Origin of the sequence: Streptomyces sp. NPDC008137 (genome assembly GCF_042957035.1) — a bacterium.
Taxonomy (GTDB): Bacteria; Actinomycetota; Actinomycetes; order Streptomycetales; family Streptomycetaceae; genus Streptomyces.
In genome coordinates this window covers 106,295-129,925 of record NZ_JBIBHN010000019.1, presented here as the reverse complement: position 1 = coordinate 129,925, position 23,631 = coordinate 106,295, and the positions used below count along the sequence as shown (strand labels likewise).

The 23,631-nt window shown below is 72.9% G+C and carries 22 protein-coding genes; 9 read left to right on the top strand and 13 right to left on the bottom strand.

The annotated features are described in order from the left end of the window. Positions 1-156: 156 nt before the first annotated feature. Complete coding sequence (locus ACFZBT_RS26795; protein WP_391108205.1) at positions 157-825, top strand: transcriptional regulator; 669 nt, start codon at positions 157-159, stop codon at positions 823-825. Between the two features lie 74 nt (positions 826-899). Here the strand turns inward: ACFZBT_RS26795 and ACFZBT_RS26790 are convergent, their stop codons facing one another. The 5 genes from ACFZBT_RS26790 to ACFZBT_RS26770 all read right to left on the bottom strand — a co-directional run bounded on the left by ACFZBT_RS26790 (position 900) and on the right by ACFZBT_RS26770 (position 5,678). Further along, positions 900-1,136, bottom strand: coding sequence for a DUF6213 family protein (locus tag ACFZBT_RS26790; RefSeq protein WP_215122895.1), 237 nt, complete (start codon positions 1,134-1,136; stop codon positions 900-902). A gap of 25 nt (positions 1,137-1,161) precedes the next feature. Then, the gene (locus ACFZBT_RS26785; protein WP_391108201.1) at positions 1,162-2,547 is read right to left on the bottom strand and encodes an NADP-dependent succinic semialdehyde dehydrogenase; all 1,386 of its coding nucleotides are present in this window, start codon (positions 2,545-2,547) and stop codon (positions 1,162-1,164) included. Between the two features lie 102 nt (positions 2,548-2,649). Next, positions 2,650-3,117, bottom strand: coding sequence for an NUDIX domain-containing protein (locus ACFZBT_RS26780; RefSeq protein WP_391108198.1), 468 nt, complete (start codon positions 3,115-3,117; stop codon positions 2,650-2,652). After that, entirely contained in the window at positions 3,114-4,652 is a 1,539-nt protein-coding gene (locus ACFZBT_RS26775) for an ATP-dependent DNA ligase (RefSeq protein ID WP_391108196.1), read from the bottom strand. Before ACFZBT_RS26775 ends, ACFZBT_RS26780 begins: the two co-directional genes overlap by 4 nt. Before the next feature lie 60 nt (positions 4,653-4,712). After that, complete coding sequence (locus ACFZBT_RS26770; RefSeq protein WP_391108193.1) at positions 4,713-5,678, bottom strand: FAD-dependent oxidoreductase; 966 nt, start codon at positions 5,676-5,678, stop codon at positions 4,713-4,715. A 77-nt stretch (positions 5,679-5,755) separates the two neighbouring features. Here ACFZBT_RS26770 and ACFZBT_RS26765 point away from each other — a divergent pair, with 77 nt between their 5' ends. The 6 genes from ACFZBT_RS26765 (at position 5,756) to ACFZBT_RS26740 (ending at position 11,026) form a co-directional block, all read left to right on the top strand. Beyond that, entirely contained in the window at positions 5,756-6,328 is a 573-nt protein-coding gene (locus tag ACFZBT_RS26765; RefSeq protein WP_391108190.1) for a cupin domain-containing protein, read from the top strand. A 95-nt stretch (positions 6,329-6,423) separates the two neighbouring features. Further along, positions 6,424-7,392, top strand: coding sequence for a zinc-binding dehydrogenase (locus ACFZBT_RS26760; protein ID WP_391108187.1), 969 nt, complete (start codon positions 6,424-6,426; stop codon positions 7,390-7,392). Next, positions 7,389-8,570, top strand: coding sequence for an acyl-CoA dehydrogenase family protein (locus tag ACFZBT_RS26755; RefSeq protein ID WP_391108184.1), 1,182 nt, complete (start codon positions 7,389-7,391; stop codon positions 8,568-8,570). Before ACFZBT_RS26760 ends, ACFZBT_RS26755 begins: the two co-directional genes overlap by 4 nt. After that, positions 8,567-9,640, top strand: coding sequence for an acyl-CoA dehydrogenase family protein (locus ACFZBT_RS26750; protein WP_391108181.1), 1,074 nt, complete (start codon positions 8,567-8,569; stop codon positions 9,638-9,640). Before ACFZBT_RS26755 ends, ACFZBT_RS26750 begins: the two co-directional genes overlap by 4 nt. Before the next feature lie 216 nt (positions 9,641-9,856). Beyond that, entirely contained in the window at positions 9,857-10,720 is an 864-nt protein-coding gene (locus ACFZBT_RS26745; RefSeq protein ID WP_391108178.1) for a phosphatidylinositol-specific phospholipase C/glycerophosphodiester phosphodiesterase family protein, read from the top strand. A gap of 111 nt (positions 10,721-10,831) precedes the next feature. Then, entirely contained in the window at positions 10,832-11,026 is a 195-nt protein-coding gene (locus tag ACFZBT_RS26740) for a hypothetical protein (protein WP_189724366.1), read from the top strand. Positions 11,027-11,031: 5 nt separating this feature from the next. On the opposite strand, the gene ACFZBT_RS26735 is transcribed toward ACFZBT_RS26740, so the two are convergent. From ACFZBT_RS26735 to xylB, 6 genes are all read right to left on the bottom strand, one after another. Next, positions 11,032-12,267, bottom strand: a complete 1,236-nt coding sequence (locus tag ACFZBT_RS26735) for a phosphodiester glycosidase family protein (protein WP_391108174.1) — start codon at positions 12,265-12,267, stop codon at positions 11,032-11,034. A gap of 120 nt (positions 12,268-12,387) precedes the next feature. Continuing rightward, positions 12,388-13,557, bottom strand: coding sequence for an NUDIX domain-containing protein (locus ACFZBT_RS26730; RefSeq protein WP_391108171.1), 1,170 nt, complete (start codon positions 13,555-13,557; stop codon positions 12,388-12,390). Between the two features lie 6 nt (positions 13,558-13,563). After that, entirely contained in the window at positions 13,564-13,959 is a 396-nt protein-coding gene (locus ACFZBT_RS26725; RefSeq protein ID WP_391108168.1) for a luciferase family protein, read from the bottom strand. A 110-nt stretch (positions 13,960-14,069) separates the two neighbouring features. Beyond that, complete coding sequence (locus ACFZBT_RS26720; protein WP_391108165.1) at positions 14,070-14,672, bottom strand: N-acetylmuramoyl-L-alanine amidase; 603 nt, start codon at positions 14,670-14,672, stop codon at positions 14,070-14,072. A gap of 179 nt (positions 14,673-14,851) precedes the next feature. Next, complete coding sequence (locus tag ACFZBT_RS26715; protein ID WP_391108162.1) at positions 14,852-16,060, bottom strand: ROK family protein; 1,209 nt, start codon at positions 16,058-16,060, stop codon at positions 14,852-14,854. Between the two features lie 15 nt (positions 16,061-16,075). Next, positions 16,076-17,518 (bottom strand): xylulokinase, encoded by a 1,443-nt coding sequence (xylB, locus tag ACFZBT_RS26710; RefSeq protein ID WP_391108159.1) that lies wholly within the window; start codon positions 17,516-17,518, stop codon positions 16,076-16,078. 162 nt (positions 17,519-17,680) lie between these two features. Here xylB and xylA point away from each other — a divergent pair, with 162 nt between their 5' ends. Beyond that, the gene (gene xylA, locus ACFZBT_RS26705) at positions 17,681-18,847 is read left to right on the top strand and encodes a xylose isomerase (protein WP_391108157.1); all 1,167 of its coding nucleotides are present in this window, start codon (positions 17,681-17,683) and stop codon (positions 18,845-18,847) included. Positions 18,848-18,973: 126 nt separating this feature from the next. Further along, positions 18,974-19,294: a hypothetical protein gene (locus tag ACFZBT_RS26700; protein ID WP_391108154.1), complete on the top strand. Its 321-nt coding sequence runs from the start codon at positions 18,974-18,976 to the stop codon at positions 19,292-19,294. Here ACFZBT_RS26700 and ACFZBT_RS26695 read toward each other — a convergent pair. Further along, complete coding sequence (locus tag ACFZBT_RS26695) at positions 19,283-20,560, bottom strand: SWF or SNF family helicase (RefSeq protein ID WP_391108151.1); 1,278 nt, start codon at positions 20,558-20,560, stop codon at positions 19,283-19,285. The two genes, ACFZBT_RS26700 and ACFZBT_RS26695, sit on opposite strands and share 12 nt — an antisense overlap. Then, positions 20,557-23,418 (bottom strand): SNF2-related protein, encoded by a 2,862-nt coding sequence (locus ACFZBT_RS26690; RefSeq protein WP_391108148.1) that lies wholly within the window; start codon positions 23,416-23,418, stop codon positions 20,557-20,559. The genes ACFZBT_RS26695 and ACFZBT_RS26690 overlap by 4 nt, the downstream gene beginning before the upstream one ends. Positions 23,419-23,631: the final 213 nt, after the last annotated feature.

Here is a 23,631-nt window from a genome sequence, read left to right as displayed (position 1 = left end):
CTGCGCCTCCCGGTCAGAAGGTGGTTCACCTCAGAGGGTGGTCATCCCACGATCACCCGGTGGGACGCCGACTTCGCGTCGGACTGCTCCATTTCGGGGACCGCGTGCCAGGCTCGGGGCAGACCCGTCCCGATACACCCACCGACGGAGGACGCGATGACGCGCACGGCCCGGGACCTGCTGCGGACGACCACCACCCGACTCGCCCCGGACCCGCGGTCCAACCCGTTGGTCCCCCGGATCGCCGAGGGCACGGCCCCCCGCAACACCCTCGCCGCCCTCGCCCTGGAACAGTCCTGGGTGATCCCCGCGGACCGCCGCGCGTTCCTCCATCTGGCCGAGCGTTCCCTCGTCACCGCTCCCGAGGCCGCGGCCTTCTTCCGGAGCCTCGCGGACGGCGAGGCACTGGCGGAGGAACTGCTGCCCCCGCTCGCGCAGGCGTGCGGCGTGGACGGCGCGACGGCGGCGTCGTACGAACCGCTGGCCGGCTGCCAGGCCTACCCCGCGTACGTCGCCTGGCTCTCCCTGAACGGCTCACCGGCGGACGTCGTCCTGGCCCTGACGGCCAACTTCTCGGCATGGGGCGGCTATTGCGCGACGATCGCCAAGGCCCTGCGGGCCCGGTACGGCTTCACGGACGAGGCCTGCGCCTTCTTCGACTTCTTCGCGGAGCCGTCACCCGAACTGGACGAGAAGGCCGCGGCGGCGGTACAGGCGGGCCTGGACACCGGCAGCCTCGACGCGTCCCGAGCACACCGGTACGGGCGCCTGCTTCAGGAATACGAGGCGAGCTTCTGGTCGACTTTGGAGGAGCTTGCCTCTTAGGGGCGCGGGGCTGTATCGATTTGCGGCTCCGCCGCGTGGGCGCGACCAGCCACACACAACGCGCAGCCGCCGACTCAGGTCGCACCCCCACTGCTGTGCGCGATACAGGCCACATCAATGCGATCGGCCAGCTTCGCAAGCTCGATCGTCAACGCCGCCACAGTATCCTCGTCCAGCCCGGATTCCCCGGCCTCCACCAACCGCACCCACCGCCCCCCCAACGTCCGCAACAGCTTGCTGACATCCGCCGCAGCCACCTGCAAGGTCCCGTGGTCGTCGACGATCAACGGCAGAGTCACTTCGCGGTTCACAGACGGGATCGTAGCCCCGCAAGACTCACGCACCGTGCCAAACGGTCGTGATGTTGCAGAACTCCCGGATTCCGTGCCCGGACAGCTCACGGCCGTACCCGGACCGCTTCACCCCGCCGAACGGGAACCCCGGATGGGAGGCCGTCATCCCGTTGAAGAACACACCGCCCGCCTCCAGATCCCGTACGAACCGGTCCACCTCGGCCTCGTCCCGCGTCCACACGTTCGAACTCAGCCCGAAGGGTGAGTCGTTCGCGATCAGCACGGCCTCGTCGAGGTCGGCCGCCCGGTACAGCGTGGCGACCGGGCCGAACGCCTCCTCCCGGTGGATGCGCATCTCGCGGGTGATGCCGGCGAGGATCGTCGGCGCGTAGTACCAGCCGGGCCCCTCGGGCCGTTCGCCACCGCACACCACCGCCGCGCCGCCGCGCACCGCGTCGTCGACCAGTTCCTCCACATCGCGCAGTCCCTGCTCGCTGGAGAGCGGCCCGACGTCGGTGTCCTCGGCCGTGGGGTCGCCGACCTTCAGCGCCCGCATGCCCTCGGCGAAACGCTCGACGAAGGCGTCGTAGACATCCGTGTGCACGATGAAGCGCTTCGCGGCGATGCAGGACTGCCCGGTGTTCTGCACCCGCGCGGTCACCGCGACCTTCGCCGCCCGGTCGATGTCCGCGGAGGGCATGACGACGAACGGGTCGCTGCCGCCCAGCTCCAGTACCGTCTTCTTGATCATCTCGCCTGCGGTGGAGGCCACCGCGCGGCCCGCCGGTTCGCTGCCCGTGAGGGTGGCCGCCCTGACCCGCTCGTCGCGCAGGATCTCGTCGACCGCGCCGGAGCCGATCAGCAGGGTCTGGAAAGCGCCCTCGGTGAAGCCCGCCCGGTGGAACAGGTCCTCCAGGTAGAGGGCGGTCTGCGGGACGTTCGAGGCGTGCTTGAGCAGGCCCACGTTCCCCGCCATCAGCGCGGGCGCGGCGAAGCGGATCACCTGCCACAGCGGGAAGTTCCACGGCATCACCGCGAGCACCGGGCCCAGCGGCCGGTAGCGCACGCGGACGCGTGAGGCGCCCGAGTCCTTCACATCGGCGCCGGCGGGTTCCTCGTCGGCGAGCAGTTCCTCGGCGTGCTCGGCGTACCAGCGCATCGCCTTGGCGCACTTCGCGGCCTCGGCCCGGGCCTGCTTGATCGGTTTGCCCATCTCGGTGGTCATCACGCGGGCGATGTCGTCCTGATCCTCTTCGAGGAGGTCGGCGGCCTTGTTCAGCAGCCGGGCGCGCTCGGCGAACGTCGTCGTCCGGTACGTGCGGAACGTGGCCTCGGCGAGCTGGAGCCGACGCTCGATCTCCTCCTCGCCCATGGCCTCGTACGTCTTGAGCGTCTCGCCGTTCGCCGGGTTCACCGTTGCGATGGGCATGGCTGACCTCCCTCGGAGCGGGCTGTGTCTCGACCTTCCCGCGCGGCGGAGGGGACCGCAACGCGGGAGCGTCTCCTCAGGGGCTCACAGTGAAAGAACCCCTCAGGGCGAGTGCTCCGCCAGGCGGTCGAGAAACGCCGTCTGCGCCTTGACGATCACCTCGCGGGCCCGGTCGAGAGGGAACCACGCCACCCGGTCCAGTTCGGGGAACTCCTGGAGCCGTCCCGACTTCGGCGGCCACTCCATCCGGAACGTGCCGGGCGTGATCGTCGCCGGGTCGAGGTCCGCCTCGATCGCCCACGCCGTGACGATCTTGCCGCCCGTCTGCCGGACCTCGCCCAGGTCGATGGCCTCGCCGTCGGGCGGGGGCAGTCCCAGTTCCTCCTCGAACTCGCGGCGGGCGGCCGCCCAGGCGGACTCGTCGGGCTCGTACTCGCCCTTGGGGACGGACCACGCCCCTGTGTCGCGCCGGGCGAAGAACGGGCCGCCCATATGGCCGAGCAGCACCTCCGGGCCGTCGTCGGTGTGGGGCCCCCTCCGGAAGAGCAGCAGGCCCGCACTGCGCTTCACGGCCGCACCTGCGGATGCGCGGCCAGCAGCGTCTCCACCGTGTCGGCGTCCTCCGGGCGCTTGTCCTCCCGGTAGCGGATCACACGGGCGAAGCGCAGGGTGACGCCGGCCGGGTAGCGGGTGGAGCGTTGCAGACCGTCGTAGGCGATCTCGACGACGAGTTCCGGGCGTACGGTCACGACATATCCGTTGTCCTCGACCGCGAGCCGCTGAAGCCGTTCGGTCTGCCAGGCCAGCAGCGCGTCGGTCATGCCCTTGAAGGTCTTGCCGAGCATGGCGAGGCCGCCGTCGGCGGTGCGGGCGCCCAGGTGGAGGTTGGAGAGCTTGCCGGTGCGGCGGCCGTGGCCCCACTCGGCGGCCAGCACCACCAGGTCGAGCGTGTGGACGGGCTTGACCTTCAGCCAGGACGCGCCGCGCCGGCCCGCGCTGTAGGAGGCGTCCAGCGCCTTGACGACGACGCCCTCGTGGCCGCGTTCCAAGGTCGCGGCGAGGAACTCCTCCGCCGTGTCCACGTCGTCCGCGCCGGACATCGTCGTGCGCCGCACCCGCATCGACTCGGGGACCAGCCGGGCCAGCTCCGCGTGCCGCTCCGCGAACGGCAGGTCGAGCAGGTCGCGGCCGTCGACGGAGAGCGCGTCGAAGAAGACGGGGGAGACGGGCACCGCGCGGGCGGCCGTCGCCACGTCCGTGCGGGAGCCGACGCGTCCCGCGGTCTCCTGGAACGAGCGGGGGCGCCCGCCCTCGTCCAGGGAGATCACCTCCCCGTCCAGGATGAACCGCTCACCCCGCAACTCCAGCGCGGCGGCCGTCACTTCGGGCAGGCGGTCGGTGATGTCGTCGAGGGTGCGGGTGTAGAGCCGTACCGTGCCGCCGTCCCGGTGCACCTGGACGCGGATGCCGTCCAGTTTCTCCTCGACCGCGCAGGCACCGAGCTTGGCCACCGCCTCGGCGACCGAGGAGGCGCTGTGCGCCAGCATCGGCCAGACCGGGCGGCCGACCGTGAGACGGAAGCGGTCCAGGGCGGCGGGGCCGTCCGCGAGCAGTGCCTCGGCCACCGTCTGGAGCGACCCCGCGAGCATCACCGCCCGTCGTACGTCCGCCGGGGGCGCCCCGGTCGCCTGGGCCAGTCCCTCGACCGCGACGGCGTCCAGCGCGCCCTGCCGCACCTCGCCGGTGAGCAGCCCGAGCAGGAACCGCTGCTCGTCCTCGGTGGCCGCGCCCATCAACTCCTCGACCAGCCGGGCCCGTTCCGCCTGGGAGCCGGGGCCTGACACCTGGCTCAGCTCCGCGAGCCGGGCGTCCACCTCCCGCACGGTCAGGCCCGGCTCGGCGGCCGGGACGACCGGGTGGCTCAGCACCTTCCAGCCGACGCCGATCCGGCCCTGCGGCAGCCGTCCCGCCAGATACGGGATGACGATCGGTACGTCGTCCGCCTCCGCGTCCCGGAACAGCTCCGCGAGCAGGGCCGTCTTCCGGGAGCGCGCCGAGGTGGCGGCGACCTCCTGGGACACTCGGGCCAGCCGGTGCAGCAGCATGCAGTCATGGTGCACCTCGGGCGGCGCCTCTACACCCGGACGGTGGTGCAGAGGTCCCTTCTACAGCCCGGCGGCCGCGTCCAGGTCCGTCATCAGCAGATCCCCGACGATCGCGGACGCCGCCCGGTAGCCACCGCTCGCCGCGTGCACGACCTGCTCGGCGAAGCCGATCGCGTTGCCGGCGGCCCACACTCCGGGCACCGTCGTCAGACCGGTCGGGTCGACCACCGGATACGCGCCGAAGGGCGTCTCCCGCAGCTCGGCGCCGAGCTGTTCCAGCAGGCCGGTCCGCGGGACGGCGTGCGGGGCGACGAACAGCACGGAGCGGGCGTGCGTCGTTCCGTCGGCCAGCCGGAGGCCGGTGAGGCGGTCGTCCTCGACCATCAGCCCCGCGACCTCGCCCGGCACCACATCGACCCCGGCCGCGGCGAGCCGGCGCAGATCCTCGTCGGAGAGTTCCTCCTCGGCGACCGTGTGCAGGAAGAACCGCACGTCCTTCGACCACTGGGACACCATCAGCGCCTGGTGCACGCTCATGGCGGCCGTGCCGAGCACGCCGAACGGCTGGTCGCGCACCTCCCAGCCGTGGCAGAACGGGCAGTGCAGCACGTCCCGGCCGAACCGCTCGGCCAGTCCTGGGACCGACGGCAGCTCGTCCTTCAGCCCGGTCGCGACGACCAGCCGCCGGGCCCGTACGGTGCGCCCGCCGGCCAGTACGACGGTGAAGTCCCCGCCCCGCTCCAAGGCGGCGTCCTCGCCCCGCTCGACTTCCACCACCCGGTCCCGCACGAGCTCCACGCCGTAGCGCGCGATCTCCTCCCGGCCGATGGCGAGGAACTCGGCGGGCGGCATGCCGTCGCGCGTCAGGAAGCCCTGCATGTGCGCGGCGGGCGCGTTGCGCGGCTCGCCCGCGTCGACGACCAGCGTGCGCTGCCGGGCCCGGCCCAGCACCAGAGCCGCCGACAGGCCCGCGGCGCCGCCGCCGACGACCACGACTTCGTACTTCTCGGTGTACGTCCCGGTCATGTGACCACCTCCGCTGCCGAGCGTCGCCCCGGGCCGGCGGGATTGACAAACATGTTTGCCGAACCTGCAATACGACCATGACCACGGACGAGGTACTCGCGGGCGTCGGCCCCCGGCTGCGGCAGATGCGCAAGGAGCGGGAGGTGACCCTGGCGGCGCTCTCCGAGACCACCGGCATCTCCGTCAGCACCCTGTCCCGGCTGGAGTCAGGACTGCGTAAACCCAGTCTGGAGCTGCTGCTGCCGATCGCGCGCGCTCACCAGGTGGCCCTGGACGAGCTGGTCGGTGTCCCTCCGGCGGGTGACCCGCGCGTGCGGTCGAAGCCGATCGTGATGGGCGGCCGTACCCACTGGCCGCTCACCCGCCAGCCCGGCGGCCTCCAGGCCTACAAGGTGCTGGAGCCGAAACGCAGGCAGGAGCCGGATCCGCGCACGCACGAGGGCTACGAGTGGCTGTACGTACTGTCCGGGAAGCTGCGCATCGTGCTGGGTGAGCACGACGTGGTGCTCACGGCGGGCGAGGCCGCCGAGTTCGACACGCGGGTGCCGCACTGGTTCGGGTCGACGGGGGAGGGGCCCGTGGAGTTCCTCAGCCTGTTCGGACCACAGGGGGAGCGGATGCATGTGCGGGCGCGGCCCAGGAAGTCATGACCCGATGACTGTTCCCTGATCGGCAAGCAACCGCTTAGTATGCGAACCGACCCCGGTCAGACGACGCAGTCGACGCAGTCCCGTGGAGGCCCCACATGCAGGCATGGCAAGTGCACAAGAACGGTGAGCCGGGCGAGGTGTTGCGCCTGGCGGACGTGGCGCGGCCGGTGCCCGGCGACGGCCAGGTCCTGCTGAAGGTGCGCGCCGCGAACATCAACTTCCCGGACGCCCTGCTGTGCCGGGGCCAGTACCAGGTCAGGCCGCCGCTGCCGTTCACGCCGGGTGTGGAGATCTGCGGCGAGACCGAGGACGGCCGCCGGGTGATCGCCAACCCGGCGCTGCCCCACGGCGGCTTCGCCGAGTACGCCGTCGCAGATGCCGCCGCGCTGCTGCCCGCGCCGGACGCCCTCGACGACGCCGAGGCCGCGGCCCTGCACATCGGCTACCAGACCGGCTGGTTCGGACTGCACCGCCGGGCCGCTCTGGAGGCCGGGGAGACCCTGCTCGTCCACGCTGCCGCAGGAGGGGTCGGCAGCGCGGCCGTGCAGCTCGGGAAGGCCGCCGGCGCCACCGTCATCGGTGTCGTCGGCGGCCCCGGGAAAGCGGCCGTCGCCCGTGAGCTGGGCTGCGACGTCGTGATCGACCGCCGCGCCGAGGACGTCGTCGCCGCCGTCAAGGAGGCCACCGGCGGCCGGGGCGCCGACGTGGTCTACGACCCGGTCGGCGGCGAGGCCTACACCCAGTCCGCCAAGGTCGTCGCCTTCGAGGGGCGCATCATCGTCGTCGGCTTCGCCGGCGGCACCATCCCCAGCCCGGCCCTGAACCACGCCCTGGTGAAGAACTACTCGATCATGGGCCTGCACTGGGGCCTCTACAACACCAAGAACCCGAAGCTGGTCCAGCACTGCCACGAGCAGCTCACCGAGCTGGCCGCCCGGGGTGCGATCAAGCCGCTGGTGAGCGAGCGCGTCCCGCTCCCGGGAGCGGCCGCCGCCGTGCAGAAGGTCGCGGACGGCCTGACCACCGGACGGATCGCCGTCGTCATGGAGGAGGCAGCAGCATGACCAGCGCCGAGGAACTACGCCGTCGTACCCGGGAGTTGCTGGCCGCCCATCCGCCTGCCTCGACCGACCGCCTGGACTTCCTCCGGGCCCGTTTCGACGCCGGACTCGCCTGGGTGCACTACCCCGAGGGCCTCGGCGGGCTCGACGCCCCGCGCTCGCTGCAGGTCGTCGTGGACGCCGAACTGGAGGCGGCCGGCGCTCCCGACAACGACTCCCGCCGCAACGGCATCGGGCTCGGCATGGCCGCACCGACGATCCTCAAGTACGGCACCGAGGAGCAGAAGCAGCGCTATCTGCGGCCGCTGTGGACCGGCGAGGAGGTCTGGTGCCAGCTGTTCAGCGAGCCCGGCGCCGGCTCCGACCTCGCCGCCCTCGGCACCCGCGCGGTACGCGAGAGTGACGGGTGGGTGGTGAACGGGCAGAAGGTGTGGACGTCCGGCGCGCACAACTCCCGCTGGGCGATCCTCATCGCCCGCACCGACCCGGACGTGCCCAAGCACCGGGGCATCACGTACTTCGTCTGCGACATGACCGACCCGGGCGTCGAGGTGCGGCCGCTGCGGCAGGTCACCGGCGAGGCCGAGTTCAACGAGGTGTTCCTCACCGACGTCCGGATCCCGGACGCGCGCCGCCTCGGCGAGGTCGGCGACGGCTGGCGGGTCGCGCAGACCACCCTGAACAACGAACGCGTGGCCATCGGCGGCATGCGGCTGCCCCGCGAGGGCGGCATGATCGGACTCGTCTCCAAGACCTGGCGCGAGCGGCCCGAGCTGCGCACCCACGACCTGCACCAGCGGCTGCTGAAGCTCTGGGTGGAGGCCGAGGCCGCCCGGCTCACCAGCGAACGGCTGCGCCAGCAGCTCGTCGTGGGCCAGCCCGGCCCCGAAGGCGCCGGCATGAAGCTCGCCTTCGCCCGCCTCAACCAGGAGATCAGCGGCCTGGACGTGGAACTCCTCGGCGAGGAGGGTCTGTTGTACGACGACTGGACCATGCGCCGCCCGGAACTGGTCGACTTCACCGGCCGCGAGGCCGGCTACCGCTATCTGCGCTCCAAGGGCAACAGCATCGAGGGCGGGACCACCGAGGTCCTGCTGAACATCGTCGCCGAGCGCGTCCTCGGCCTGCCCGCCGAACCGCGTACCGACAAGGACGTCGCCTGGAAGGACCTGGCCCGATGACGGATCTTCTCTACTCCGAGGAGGAGGAGGCGCTGCGGGCCGCAGTACGGGACCTGCTCGCCGACCACTGCGACGCGCCCGGCGTGATCGCCCGCACCGAGTCGGACACCCCGCACCACCGCGAGGCCTGGAAGGCGCTCGCCGACGGCATGGGCCTCGCGGGGCTCCTGGTGCCCGAGGCGAAGGGCGGCCAGGGCGCCACGCACCGCGAAGCAGCCGTCGTCCTGGAGGAACTGGGCCGCGCGGTCGCGCCCGTGCCGTACCTGACCAGCGCTGTCGTCGCCACCGAGGCCCTGCTCGCCTGTGACGCCGACGACCTGCTCGCCGACCTGGCGTCCGGGCGGCGGATCGGCGCCCTCGCGGTCTCCCTCAGCGTCGCACCGGGCACCGCCTACAAGGTCGTCCGGCACGAGAACGGCCACCTGCACGGCGAACTGACCGGCATCGCGGACGCTGCCGCCGCGGACGTCCTGCTGGTGCCCGCCGACGACGGCGGCCTGTACGCGGTCGACGCCACGGCGGCGACCGTCACGTCCCAGGTCTCCCTGGACCTGACCCGGCCGCTGGCGACCGTCACGCTCGACGGGGCATCGGGCCGTCTGCTGGGCGACGCCGAGCCCGCCGTACGACGGGCCCTGACCGCCGGAGCCGGACTGCTCGCCTCCGAACAGTTCGGGATCGCCGACTGGGCGCTGACGGAGACCGTCCGCTATCTGAAGGAACGCAAGCAGTTCAACCGGCCCGTCGGCGGCTTCCAGGCGCTCAAGCACCGGCTGGCCCAGCTGTGGCTGGAGGTCGTCAACCTCCGCGCGGCGGCCCGCAACGCCGCCGACGCGCTGGCCACGGGCGAGGACGTCGAGGTGGCCGTCACCGTCGCCCAGGCCTTCGCGGCACCCGTGGCCGTGCACGCCGCCGAGGAGGCACTGCAACTGCACGGCGGCATCGGCATGACATGGGAGCACCCGGTGCACCTGTATCTGAAGCGCGCCAAGGCCGACTCGATCGCCTACGGCACGGCGGGCGCGCACCGCGAGGCCCTGGCCGGACTCGTCGACCTTCCGGCTCCCTGACGTACACCTGGGCGTATCTGGTCGACGCGAGGATGAAGCCCGGGAAGCCCCTGGGAAAGCCCGCCCCACTCGGGGCGGGCTTTCTCGTGCGCCCCGCTCCGCCGAAGTGAACGCGGGGCGGCAGTCCGGCCAACTCCGTGCGCGGGCCTGCCTCTTGGACCTGCCGGGGACCCATACTCGCAGGGTTCCCGTCCGCCACTTCCAGGGAGGCAGAGCATGGCCCTCACCACCCGTCGCAGAGCCCTCACCACCCTCGGCGCCGCATTCGCGGGCTCGGTCGCCCTCCCCGCCACCCGGGCCGCGGCCGGCGAACGACGGCACGGGTGCCGCCCGTTGTGGCGCGCCCACGCCCACAACGACTACGAGCATCCGCGCCCCCTCTTCGACGCCCTCGACCACCGCTTCGGCAGCGTCGAGGCCGACATCCACCTCGTCGGCGAACAGCTTCTCGTCGCCCACGACCCGGAGGACCTCGACCCCTCCCGCACCCTCGAGTCCCTCTACCTCGACCCGCTCGCCGCCCGGGTGCGGGCCAACAAGGGCCGTGTGTACCGGGGGTACCGAGGCTCGCTGCAACTCCTCGTCGACATCAAGACCGAGGGCTCGTCGACGTACCTCGCACTCGACCGCCGTCTGCGGCGCTACCGGCACCTGTTCACGGCGTACGCCCACGGCCGCGTCCTCCCCGGCCCCGTCACCGCCGTGATCTCCGGCGACCGCGCGGCCCGCGCCCCCATGGAGGCCCAGCGCGTCCGGCGCGCCTTCTACGACGGCCGCCTCGCCGACCTCGGCAGCCAGGCGCCGGCCTCCTTCATCCCGCTGATCAGCGACAACTGGACGCTCAACTTCACCTGGCAAGGCGTGGGCGTGTTCCCGGACGCCGAGCGGGAGAAGCTGCGGGGCATCGTCCGGGCCGCGCACACGCGGGGGCAGAAGGTGCGGTTCTGGGCGACCCCGGATCTGGCCGGGCCCGCCCGTGACGCGGTGTGGGCCGAACTGCTCGCCGCGGACGTCGACCACCTCAACACCGACGACCTCGCCGGACTTGAGGCGTTCCTGGACGCCCGGCGGCCGGCGTAGGACATCACACGTTCGGCGGACAGGTCAGCCCACCGGACGAACCCTCCGCTACGCCACACTTGCGGCCGAACGCCGTGAATCGGATAAGGCGGCGTGGCGGAGGAGTTGACGATGGCCATTTCCATCTCTGTGGTGCTGCTGCTCGTGATCCTGGCGGTGATCTTCCTGCGCAACGGCGGGCTGAAGGTCTCCCACGCGCTGGTCTGCCTGCTGCTCGGCTTCTATCTGGCCAGCACGAGCATCGCCCCCACCATCCACAGCGGCATCACGGCGACGGCGGAGATCGTCAGCAGCCTGAGGCCTTGACGACGTCAGCCCGAGAACACGCCGATGCCGTTCGGGACGGCGCGTTCGGCCCCGCCACTGGGGTGGTTGCGTACGGACACGGTGCTCGCGCCCGGCTTCCGGGCGACCAGCGTCGACGATCCGCCGCCGTCCAGGCTCAAGGCGTCCTGTGAGCCCAGGCGCCGCATGGTGTCGGCCACTTCGGCGATCGTCAGTCCGCTGCGGTAGGCGGTGCCGCCGTCCAGCGCGAGAAGTAGCATGCGCCGCCCGTCGTCGGCGAGCCCCACGGCCGTACGAACGGCCGACGCCGTGTCGTCCAGACCCGGCAGCGGCCGGCCGCCCGAGAGGACCGGGTAGCCGCCGAGCGCGAGACGGTACGGGACGCCGCTCGTGGCCGCGACGAGACTGTGCTCGATCTCGACCGCTTCGCCGGTGGAGAACTTCCGCAGCCGCTGGGCGCCCGCCTCCCGGCCCACCAGCACGGTCGTCCCCGCGGCGATGGGGCCGCGGCCGGGGGTGTCGGCGGCCGACACGACCTTGCCCTCGCGGACCGTCACCTCGTAGGTGTCGGTGCTGCACGGAGCGGCCCGGTCGGTGTCCGTGCCGCAGGTGGCACGCACCCGGGAGGCGCTGCCCCACTCGGAGGTGAACGCGCCGACGGAACCCACCGGCAGCGCGTACTGGTTGAGCCCGCCGAGCGGGAGCCGCGTCCCGGAGGCGCGGACCGAGCCGTCGAGTGCCAGCCGGTCCAGCCGGGCCCGTCCGTCGGTGCCCACGCCGAACACGTCCTCGGTGGTCGTCCCGGGAGGCAGCTCCGGGCCGAACCGCTGGCCGTTCGGCACGGCCGCCTTGAGGGTCCGCCCGGACGTGATCGCCGGGCCTACGCTCGCACCGGTCGCCTCGACGCCCGGGTGCTGAGTCTCGGTGATGTTGAAGAAGTCGCCGTTGACACCGGCGACGGCCCCCTGGGCGTCGGCCATCCGCGAAACCATCGCGCGCGAGGCCACCGCCCCGGGGTACAGCAGATCGACCTGTACCCGCGGGTCGCCCAGGTCGACCTTGAGCACATGCGCGTGTGTCACCCCCTTGGCCGCATGGATGTCGAAGTGCTCGTAGGTGACGCCCGGCGCGACACGGACGCGCTTCTGGACGGCGTCGGCCTCACCCGCCCCCGCCACACCCGCACCGGCCAGTACGCCGAAGACCGTGAGGAACGCCAGAATCGCTCTGCCTGCTCCACGCCGCTTGTGACGACCTGTCACCGTACCCCCTGATGCCTCGTCAGAAGTCCTCAGGGAAGTGGACCAGACGTCGGGGCACAGGAGTACGGCTGACTGCCGACTACGCGGAAAAAGTCGGAAAAACACACCCCTCCGGGTGCTTCAGCTGCCGTCCGTCTCGGTGGTGTACGGGGTGAAGTGCGCGGGGTCGTGTTCGATCGGCAGGCCTGGCCGCCAGGCGGTGAGGGCCTGCGCGCTGCACACGAAGAGCTGATCCGGCAGCCGGTCCAGGCCGAACCAGCGCCAGCGGCCCACGCTCTCCCCGGGCTGGTCCGCCGGCTCGCCATGCCAGGTGGTGACCCGGGCGGCGACGGTCACCCGGACGACACCGCGCGCGTCGCCCACGAGCGTTCCCAGTAGCCGGACATCCTCCGGCCTGGCCTCGATCCCCGTCTCCTCGACCAGCTCCCGTACGACGGCCTCCTGCAACGACTCCCCGGGCTCCACCGCCCCGCCGGGCAGCTCCCACGTCCCGCGCCGGTGCCGGCCGAGAAGCAGACCGCGCGGCCCGTACAGGATCGCCCCGGCCCCGAGCGTGGCATGGGCGAGCGGCGGCTTGTCGACCCGCGGCCGGGACGAGACGCGGACCGGCCGGGTCACTCGGAACAGCCGGTAGGACGCGTGGTTGCCGGCCTCCGGCGTGTCGAGGACGTCGACCCGCTCCACCCGCAGCCCGTACTCGGTCAGCAGCTCCGTCCAGAGGTCCGGGGTGAGGACCCACATGTGGACGGTGATGTCACCGCCGCCGGCCAGCCGCAGGATCTCGGGCCGGGCCGCGACCCGGTCCGACGGGCCGTCACCGCCCGAGTTGGTGTGCAGCACCGTGAAGCAGAGCCTGCCGCCCGGCCTGAGCGCCGAAGCCAGGGCGGGCAGCAGCCGGTGCGGGTCGAGATACGGCACGGCATGCAGGGAGTAGATGACGTCGTACGGCTCCGCCGTGCGCAGATGCTCCACCGCGTCGGCCAGGACCAGCCGCAGCCCGCGCAGCGAGCCGTACCGGGCACGGGCCCTTTCGTGCTGCCCGTCCGAGGCGTCGACCGCGTCCACCAGGGCGCCGTGGGCACGCACCAGATGGGCGGCGTGCCGGGCCGGACCGCACCCGAGGTCCAGCACACGCATCCCCGCGAGCTCCCCGAGCACCTCGATCCCCGGCCCGGCGCCCTCGAAACCCCAGTCGATCCGCGCCACCTCGGGCAGCTCCGTGCCACGCCGCAGGTGGTGCGCTCCGTACGCACGCCAGGCCTCGGCGTTGACATCCTCCGACGGTGTCACCAGGGCTCAGCCGCCCGCGACGGCGTCGCGCGGAACCACCCTGACACGGTGGAAGTTGCATCCGACGGGCCGGGGCTCGTCGGCGGCGGGCGGGGTCTGGTGGGCCTTGAGCGCGATGCTCATCAGGCTCAGCAGCAGGTCGACGTCCGCCTCGCAGTCGAGGTGGACCGTCACCCAGGACGATCCGGGAACCAGGTGGATCGCGCTCGAACCGGCGAGGTCGTAGTGGATGCGCTGGATGGCCCGGCGGGTGAGGTGGAGGTCCACGTCCCGTGCCGAGTGGAAGTGGACGATCTCGTCACGGACGGAACGGAGCGCCCGTCCGGTACCGCAACTCGCCGGGCCCGGCATCAGGTCGGGCCAGGCCTGCAGGCGCTCCATGGCGCGCTGGGCCAGAGTCATGGCTCCATCGTCGCGCGCTTACCGTGCCGCAACCAGAGGTTGAGCGCTTTGTAACCGGGACGTGAGGTGGGGTGAGGGAGGAGAGGGAGGGGCGGCTCGGGTGGCTTCTCTCAGGCGGCGTCTCTGATCAGTCTCATGTAGCGCTTCCAGTCCCAGTGCGGACCGGGGTCGGTGTGGTCGCTGCCCGGTACCTCGTGGTGGCCGATGATGTGTTCCCGGTTCCGGGGGATGCCGTGCCGCGCGCAGATCGCCGCGGTGAGCCGGGCCGATTCCTCGTACACGACATCGGTGAAGTACGCGGGCTGGTCCACCCAGCCTTCGTGCTCGATACCGATGCCGCGCTTGTTGTAGTCCCAGTTCCCCGCGTGCCACGCGATGTCGGCTTCGCGCACGCACTGCGCCACATGGCCGTCGGCCGAGCGCACCACGTAGTGCGCGGACACCTGCTTCCCCGGGTTCCGGAAGATGGACAGGGTGCCGGCGAAGGTCGTCTGCGCGACGTGGATGATCACGCGGTCGACGGGATGGCCGCGGGGGCGGTTCGACGCCGTGTAGTTGGCGCCGGTCGCCGGGTGCCACTCGGCCCCGGGGTGGTCGGGGGCCTGAGGCCGGGCCGTGGCCCGTGTGCCGGGGAGCAGGACGTAGGGGACGGCGGTGAGGGCGGCGCCCACGAGGATGCCTCGCCTGCCGGGGAGCGGTGCTGCCTGGTCCATGACGGGATGCCTTTCGCTTCGACGGATCATCACGTTACGGCGCCTGCCGGACCGTCAGAAGGGAGCGAGGTGATTCGGTGGACGGGCAGGGAACTGTGGACAACTCGCCCACCCCATCGGGTGATTCGGACTGTCCGGGGGCCTCGGCCGAGTCCCGCCCGTCCGTCGCGGTCCGGTGCTCAGGCCCGCTCGGCGACGGCCGCCGGATCGTCCAGCACCGCCCGCACGACCGAGTGCGCGGCCCCCAGCAGAGGTCCCTCCGGGCCCAGCCGTGACACGGACACGGGACAGGCCGGACCCGCGGTGCGCCGTGCCAGCTCCTCCCGCAGCGAGGGCAGCAGCCAGGGCGCCAGACCGGACAGCTCCCCGCCCAGCACCACGCTCTCGGGGTCGAGCAGATTGACCGCCCCGGTCAGGGCGACACCGAGCGCGGTGCCCGCCTCGCGCAGGGCACGGCATACGTCCTCGTCGCCCTCGGCGGCACGCCCCGCGAGCAGTCCCAGGCGGTCCTCGTCCGGCTCCAGGCCCGCCGCACGCAGCACCGCCTCCTCACCGGCGTACTGCTCCAGGCAGCCGCGCCCGCCGCACGCGCACGCCGGTCCGTCCGGCCGGACCGGCACATGTCCCAACTCGCCCGCGAAACCACGTGTTCCGCGCAGCAGTCCGCCGTCCACGACGACGGCCGCACCGATGCCGATCTCCGCCGACACATGCAGGAAGTCGCGTGGTGTGCCGTCCTGGAGCCAGAGCTCGGCGAGCGCGCCGAAGTTGGCCTCGTTGTCCACGGTCAGCGGCAGGCCCGCCGGCAGCAGGGCACCGAGGTCCGTGTCGTGCCAGTCGAGGTTCGGCGCGCGTACGACGGTCCGGGCGTCGCGCGCCACCAGACCCGGTACGGCCACCGCGAGCCCGGCGGGCCACAGGCCCTCGCCCTCCGCCTCGGCGACGACCCGGCCGATCAGCTCGGTGAGTTCGGCTGTGACGGGCCCGGGGGAGCGGCCGCGGTTCGCGCCCTGCCGTATCGCCCGCGCCCTGGTCGTGCCGCGCAGGTCGACGGCACAGACCGCGAGATGGTCGACGCCGATCTCCGCGCCGATCCCGGCCGGGCCGTGTCCGCTGACGGCGAGCGCGGAGCCGGGGCGGCCCACTCGCCCGGGCCGCTCCGGACCCAGCTCCTCGATCAGACCCGAGCGGACGAGTTCGTCGACCAGCGTCGACACCGCGGCCCGGGTCAGCCCGATCCGCGATGCCACGGCGGCCCGGGACAGCGGCCCCTCGGCGCGGACGGCGTGCAGGACCCGGGCGAGGTTGCGGCGGCGCATGCCCTGCTGGGTGTCGGGCAGCGCGCGTCCCGGCCCGGCGGGGTGCGCCTCGTGCGGCGGTGCGGTCATGCCTGACGCCAGTCCTCAGTGGGTGTCGGTGGGCCGCTCCAGCAGCGGGGCCGCGTCGGAGAGTACCCCGGCGATCCTGGCCAGCGTCTCCTCGTCCCGTTCGACGGCGTCGAGCACCGGCCCGGACGCCGTGTCCCAGCGGCGCGCCACGGCCGCCGCGTCCTCCCCGGTGAGCAGCCCGGCCGCCTGCGCCGCCGCGCCGAGCGCCACCAGCTCCTTGGCCTCGGGCACCTGCACGGGACGCCCCGACAGCCTTCGCACGGTCTCCTGCCACGCCGTGCCCCGGGCTCCGCCGCCGATCAGCAGCAGGGGCGCCGAGGGGTCGGCGTCCTGGTCCAGGACGAGGTCGAGTGCGCCGAGCAGTGAGTGCACGGCACCGTCGTAGGCGGCCTGGAGCAGCTGGCCGGCCGTCGTGTCGTGGCGCAGGCCGTGCAGCAGGCCGGAGGCGTTCGGCAGGTTCGGGGTGCGTTCGCCGTCCAGGTAGGGCAGCAGGGTCACGGCCGTGCCGGGGTCGACGGCCTCGCGGTCGAGACCCAGCAGCGTCGCCACGCGGTCGACGGCCAGCGTGCAGTTCAGGGTGCAGGCCAGCGGCAGCCAGTCACCGCGCGCGTCGGCGAAGCCCGCCACCGTACCGCTCGGATCGGCGGGCCGGTGCCGGGACACCGCGTACACCGTGCCCGAGGTGCCGAGGCTCATCACCGGCACACCCGGACGCAGCCCGAGGCCCAGCGCCGCCGCGGCGTTGTCACCCGTCCCGGGCGCGACCAGAGTGCCCTTGGAGAACGGCAGATCGTGGCTGTGCACCGTGCCCGCCACCTCCCCGGGCCGGACCACACGCGGCAGCAGGGCCGGGTCGAGCCCCACGTGCGCAAGGACCTCCTCGTCGTACGACTCCGTCCCGGACGCCCACCAGCCCGTTCCGGAGACGTCGCCGCGGTCGGTCGTGCCCTGCCCGGTGAGCCGCTCGGTGAGGTAGTCGTGGGGGAGGCGCACGGCCTTCGTGGCCCGGACCGCCTCCGGCTCGTGCTCCGCCAGCCAGGCCCACTTCGTGACGGTGAATGAAGCGGCGGGGACACTTCCGGTGCGCTCTGCCCAGACCTTCGCGCCGCCCAGTTCCCCGGTCAGCCGGCGCGCCTGCGGCGCCGAACGCACGTCGTTCCACAGCAGGGCGGGCCGCACCGGCTCGCCCCGGTCGTCCAGGGCGACCAGGCCGTGCTGCTGCCCGCCGACCGACACCGCGGCGGCCTCGTGCGCCGCGTCACCGCACTGGCGCAGGGCCTCGCACAACGCGTCCCACCACTGGCGCGGATCGCTCTCGCGGCCCGCCCCCGAGGAGACGGTGTGCGGGGCCTGGCCGCTCGCCACGACCCGGCCCGTGGCCGCGTCGACGACCAGCGCCTTCGTGGACTGGGTGGACGAGTCCACGCCGACGACGAGCGGACCCTCGGCTGCTGACATCGGGTTTCTCCCTCTGCTCTCGTCCTTCTCCGGTCCTGCTTCTCCCGATCCGAGACACCTTGTCTCTTCCCACAGGGGTGCTGTCTCTTCCCAGAGAGGTGCCCGCATACTAATTTGTAAATCGCCATGACGAAATAGTCTCAGCGAGCGAGGAGCCGCGGCATGAGCTACCAGCCCACCCCCGAGGACAGGTTCACCTTCGGCCTGTGGACCGTCGGCTGGCAGGGACGGGATCCCTTCGGCGACGCCACCCGGCGTGCCCTCGACCCGGTCGAGACGGTCCAGCGCCTGTCCGAACTGGGCGCACACGGCGTCACCTTCCACGACGACGACCTGATCCCGTTCGGCTCGAGCGACACCGAGCGCGAGGCCCACATCAAGCGCTTCCGGCAGGCACTGGACGCCACGGGCATGAAGGTCCCGATGGCGACCACCAACCTCTTCACGCACCCGGTCTTCAAGGACGGCGCGTTCACCGCAAACGACCGCGCCGTGCGCCGCTACGCGCTGCGCAAGACCATCCGCAACATCGACCTCGCCGCCGAGCTCGGCGCCCAGGTGTACGTGGCCTGGGGCGGCCGCGAGGGGGCCGAGTCCGGCGCCGCCAAGGACGTCCGCGCGGCCCTGGACCGGATGAAGGAGGCCTTCGACCTGCTCGGCGAGTACGTCACCTCCCAGGGCTACGACCTGCGCTTCGCGATCGAGCCCAAGCCGAACGAGCCGCGTGGCGACATCCTGCTGCCGACCGTCGGCCACGCCCTGGCGTTCATCGACCGCCTGGAGCGGCCGGAGCTGTACGGCGTCAACCCCGAGGTCGGGCACGAGCAGATGGCCGGGCTGAACTTCCCGCACGGCATCGCGCAGGCTCTGTGGTCGGGCAAGCTGTTCCACATCGACCTCAACGGCCAGTCCGGCATCAAGTACGACCAGGACCTGCGCTTCGGCGCCGGCGACCTGCGTGCCGCGTTCTGGCTGGTCGACCTGCTGGAGTCGGCCGGCTACGAGGGCCCGAGGCACTTCGACTTCAAGCCCCCGCGGACCGAGGATCTCGACGGGGTGTGGGCGTCGGCGGCCGGCTGCATGCGCAACTACCTCATCCTCAAGGATCGCGCCGCGGCCTTCCGCGCCGACCCGGAGGTCCAGGAGGCGCTGCGCGCGGCCCGTCTGGACGAGCTGGCCCAGCCCACCGCGGCGGACGGCCTCCAGGCGCTGCTCGCCGACCGGTCGGCCTTCGAGGCCTTCGACGTCGACGCGGCCGCCGCGCGGGGCATGGCCTTCGAGCACCTGGACCAGCTGGCGATGGACCACCTGCTGGGGGCGCGCGGCTGAGTTCACCGAGCCTGCCGAGTCCGTACCGCCTGGAATGCCACGGAATCATGCGATCCACGCCATGAGTCCGTATCAACTCCCGTGCACCGCTCGCGCCTTGAGCGGTGCACGGTGACCCTGGTCGGTATGGCCATGCCGCCCGTACCGCCTCAGCGGCGGAATCCGCTGTTCATCCTGCTCACCGTGCTGGTGGCCCTCGCCGCCGTGTCCGCCGTGGTGCTGATGGCGAGGACAGGCGACGACTCGCCGGACGGGAAGCGGCCCGCCGAGAGCACGAGCCGCACCCCCGCCCCGTCCTACGGCATCCCCACCAAGCTGCCCAGCGAGGTGCCCAGCGAGCTGCGGACCCGGTTGCCGTCGGGTTTTCCGAGCCGGTTGCCGAGCGATCTGCCCAGCGACCTCGAATCGCTGCTGCCGTCCCTGGACGCCGGCGAGCTACTGCCGTAGGGGCGCCTCCTCCGGTGCGTGTCCGTCTCCGACGGCCGGGTCCGCCGATGTCAGGGCCGTCGCGGGATCCTGCGCGGCGCCTCCCGCGGGCATCCAGCAGCCGCGTTCCTTTACGTACGGCCACCATCGGCCGTCCCGGCCGAGGCGCAGCTGGACCGGTGCGCCGGCGACCGTCCACCGGTTGCCCCGCGCCCGCAGCTCCGGCCGCTCGTCCGTGTCCCAGGCCGACTCCAGGGCGGCACGCGCGCGTGCGAGCGCTTCACCCTCCACCCGCCACTCCTCGTCGAGCACGGCCAGCGCGGCCGTACCGCCGAAGTGCCAGGCACGGACCGCCGCTTCGAGGCCCTCCCGGCCGCGTCCCGACCCTTCGGCGAGACGATCCGCCACATCGCGTCCGGGGCCGCCCGCGGCCAGCCGCACCGTGTCCTGCGTCAGCGTCAGCTCCGCGCCGGCGGCGCCCCGGAGGGCCTCCGCGAGCATGCGGTGGGCCTGTACGGCGGTCCGCGCGGCCAGGAACTCCAGCGCGTCCGGGTCGACGCCGGGAGCGGGCGGCGTCCCGGTGTCCAGGGACGGCGGAACCCCCGGCACGTCGGGGAGTCCGGGCAGGGCCGGCAGCGGGGGCAGGATGTCACCGGCCGCATACGCCTCGGCCGCGTCCACACCCTCCGGCCCCGGGGTCTCCGCGGCGGATCCGCCGCCGCGGGTCTGGAGAGCGTCCAGCAGGGCGGCTTCGTCGCGGCCCCGCATCAGCATCAGAACGAACGGATCCTGGTCCAGCAGTCGCGCCACCTGGTAGCAGAGCGCCGCCGTGTGCCCGCAGTGGTCCCAGGCGCCGCAGTCGCACTCCGGCTCCAGATCGCCCAGGCCCGGCAGCAGTTCGACGCCCGCGTCCGCCGCGTCCTCGACCAGGTGTGGCGGCATCTCCCGGTCCAGCAGCGCCGCCACATGCCCGGCCCGCTCCACCGTCATGTCCAGCAAGCGGTCCCACTGTTCGGGTGAGAGCTCCTCCAGCAGGACATCGGCCCGGTGTGCCGTGCGGTCGCGGTCCTGGACGACGGCCGTGAGCCGTCCCGGGCGCACCGACACCGCGCCGACCGCTCCCGCGCGGGCGAGCCGGCGGCCCGTCTTGAGCTGCGCCGAGTCCAGCGCCGTGTCCTCCAGCGCCTTCGTCCACGCCTGACCCCACCAGGTCTGCGCGAAGCCGCGCCCGTGCGCGGGCGGCAGTGCCGCGAACGTGCGCTCCATGTCACCGTCGTGCCGGGTCATCGCGCCCCTCGCAGTTCGACCAGTTCCGCCAGTTCCGCGTCCGTCAGCTCCGTGAGCGCCGCCTCGCCGGAGCCCAGGACGGCGTCCGCCAGCTCCCGCTTGCGGACCAGCAGTTCGGCGATGCGGTCCTCGATGGTTCCCTCCGCGATGATCCGGTGCACCTGCACGGGCCGGGTCTGGCCGATGCGGTAGGCGCGGTCGGTGGCCTGCGCCTCGACGGCCGGGTTCCACCAGCGGTCGTAGTGCACGACGTGCTCGGCCCGGGTGAGGTTCAGGCCGGTGCCCGCCGCCTTCAACGACAGCAGGAACACCGGCACTTCGCCGTCCTGGAAACGCCGCACCATGGCCTCGCGCTCGGCGACGGGCGTCCCGCCGTGCAGGAACTGCGACGGCGTGCCGCGGGCGGCCAGGTGCCGTTCGAGGAGGCGGGCCATCTGGACGTACTGCGTGAAGACCAGCACACCCGCCTCCTCGGCGAGAATCGTCTCGAGCAGTTCGTCCAGCAGTTCCAGCTTCCCGGAGCGTCCGGCGATCGCCGGGCTCTCCTCCTTGAGGTACTGCGCCGGGTGGTTGCAGATCTGCTTGAGGCCGGTCAGCAGCTTCACGATCAGGCCGCGTCGCGCCATGCTGCCGGCGCCGGAGATCTCCGCCAGCGCCTCACGCACCACCGCCTCGTACAGGCCCGTCTGCTCCTGGGTGAGGGAGACGGCGTGATCGGTCTCGGTCTTCGGCGGCAGCTCGGGCGCGATCCCCGGGTCCGCCTTGCGGCGGCGGAGCAGGAACGGCCGTACGAGCCGGGCCAGCCGGTCCGCGGCGGCCGGGTCCCGACCGCCCTCGACGGCCTCCGCGTACCGTCTGCGGAAGGTGCCGAGCCGGCCCAGCAGTCCCGGGGTGGTCCAGTCGAGGATCGCCCACAGCTCCGACAGGTTGTTCTCCACCGGGGTGCCGGTGAGCGCCACGCGCGCGCGTGCGCCGATGGTCCGCAGTTCCCGCGCGGTCGAGGAGTACGGGTTCTTCACGTGCTGGGCCTCGTCCGCCACGAGCATGCCCCACGGCACCCCGTCGAGCCGGGGCGCGTCCAGGCGCATCGTGCCGTACGTGGTGAGCACGAACTCCCCGTCGGCCAGGTCGTCGAGGCTGCGCCGCGCGCCGTGGAAGCGCCGCACGGGGGTCCCGGGCGCGAACCGCTCGATCTCCCGCTGCCAGTTGCCCATCAGGGAGGTCGGGCAGACCACCAGGGTGGGCCCGGCGGACTCGGCGTCGGTCTGCCGGTGGAGGTGCAGGGCGATCAGCGTGATCGTCTTGCCGAGCCCCATGTCGTCGGCGAGGCAGCAGCCGAGGCCCAGGGAGGTCATGCCGGCGAGCCAGTTCAGGCCCCGCCGCTGGTAGTCCCGCAGGGTGGCCGCGAGGGCGGCGGGCTGTTCCACCGGCCGCTGCGCCTCCGGGTCCGCGAGCCGCTCCCGCAGGGCCGCCAGCCATCCGGTGGGCCGGACTTCGACCCGGCTGCCCTCCACCTCGGCCCAGCCCGTCAGGGCCACGCCCAGCGCGTCGACCGGTGTGACCTTGTGGTCCTGCCGGGAGCGGGCGAGCCGTACCTCCTGAGGGTCGATCAGGACCCACTGGTCCCGCAGCCGCACCACGGGGCGCTTGGCCTCGGCGAGCCGGTCCAGCTCCTCGCGGCTCAGCCGCCGGTCGCCGAGCGCGAACGACCAGTTGAAGGCGAGCAGGGCGTCGGCGGACAGGAACGACGGCAGGGCGGCGACGGATCCGTCGGACTCCTGCTCATCCTCCCCCTCCCCGTCGCCGTAGGGGCGCCCCGGTCCCACCTCCGCGCGCGTGGTGAACTCGCGGGTCAGCCCCTTCGGCCAGTGCACGTCGACTCCGGCCGCCGCCAGCGCGCGGGCGCCCGTGCCGAGCAGCGCGGTGACCTCTTCGTCGGCGAGTTCGACCGCGTCCGGAACGGTCGCCGACAGCAGCGGCGTCAGCGGGTCCCAGGCCCGGGCCGCGCGGCGCAGGGCGAGCAGGGCGTCCATCCGCGCGCGCGGGCCGAAGGCCTCGCCCCTGGCGCCGGCCCAGACGTCAGCGGCGTCCGCGACCAGCGCGGGGTCGCTCACGCTGTGCACCTGGAGCACGGCCCGGAACGTGACGTCCGCATCGGCCACCGCGTCCGTCAGGCCGGGCGCCTCGATCCGCAGCGACAGTCGTACGCCCGTGTCGTGGCCCGCGGCGACATCGGCGGCCCAGGCGCGCTGCTCGGGCAGGTACACCGGCTCGGGCGACGCGTACGCGGCACCGCCGGTCACCAGTGGTGCGGCGGGGGAGCGGGGCAGAGCGTCGGCGACGGCGTCGAGGAAGGCGCGCAGGAGCCGCTCCGGGTCGGGCAGCCGCAGCGGCCCCGGGCCCGCGAGCGGCACGGCATGCGCCTCTGGCGGCATCGCGGCGGCGAGCCGGCGGACGGCCTCGACGTCCTGGGCGCGCAGCGGACCCGCGCGCCATGCGTCGTGGTCGCCCGGGGACAGCCCCGGCAACAGCAGCCCGCGCGCCACGAGGTGCAGGGCGTGCATGGCCGCGGCGCCCCAGAACACGGTGGAGCGGTGCCCCTGCGCGCTGACCCGGGCGCGGGTGAGGACCGGCAGGGCCGCGCGCACCGGCAGCAGGACGGCGGGCACGTTCTCCGTCTCGATCGCGTCGCCGCCGGGCACGGCGACGGTCAGATTCGTGGCGGGCGCGGATGCCGCGGGGGCCGATGCCAGGACCGGAGGAGCCTCGCCGTCGGGCCGCCAGAAGGCGAGGCCGCCGGTGCGGGCAGGGTCGCCCGGCAGGAAGACGGCGCGGTGGTGGGCCAGTTCGGAGGGCATGAGGGAAGGTGTGGAGGAGGGTGCCGGGGGAGTCGAGTGCTCGGCTATGGCTGATTCCTCAAACTTGACTAGCCAGTAGGAGTCGCCGAGGGTACAGCACGTCTGGCGCACACGGGTATGACTTAGATATGGGCTGGGTCACTATGGAGAGGTCGGAGGTGTGCGGGGTGTGCGGGGAGCGCACCTCAGGGATGTCTCAGGGTCGCGTTCGGG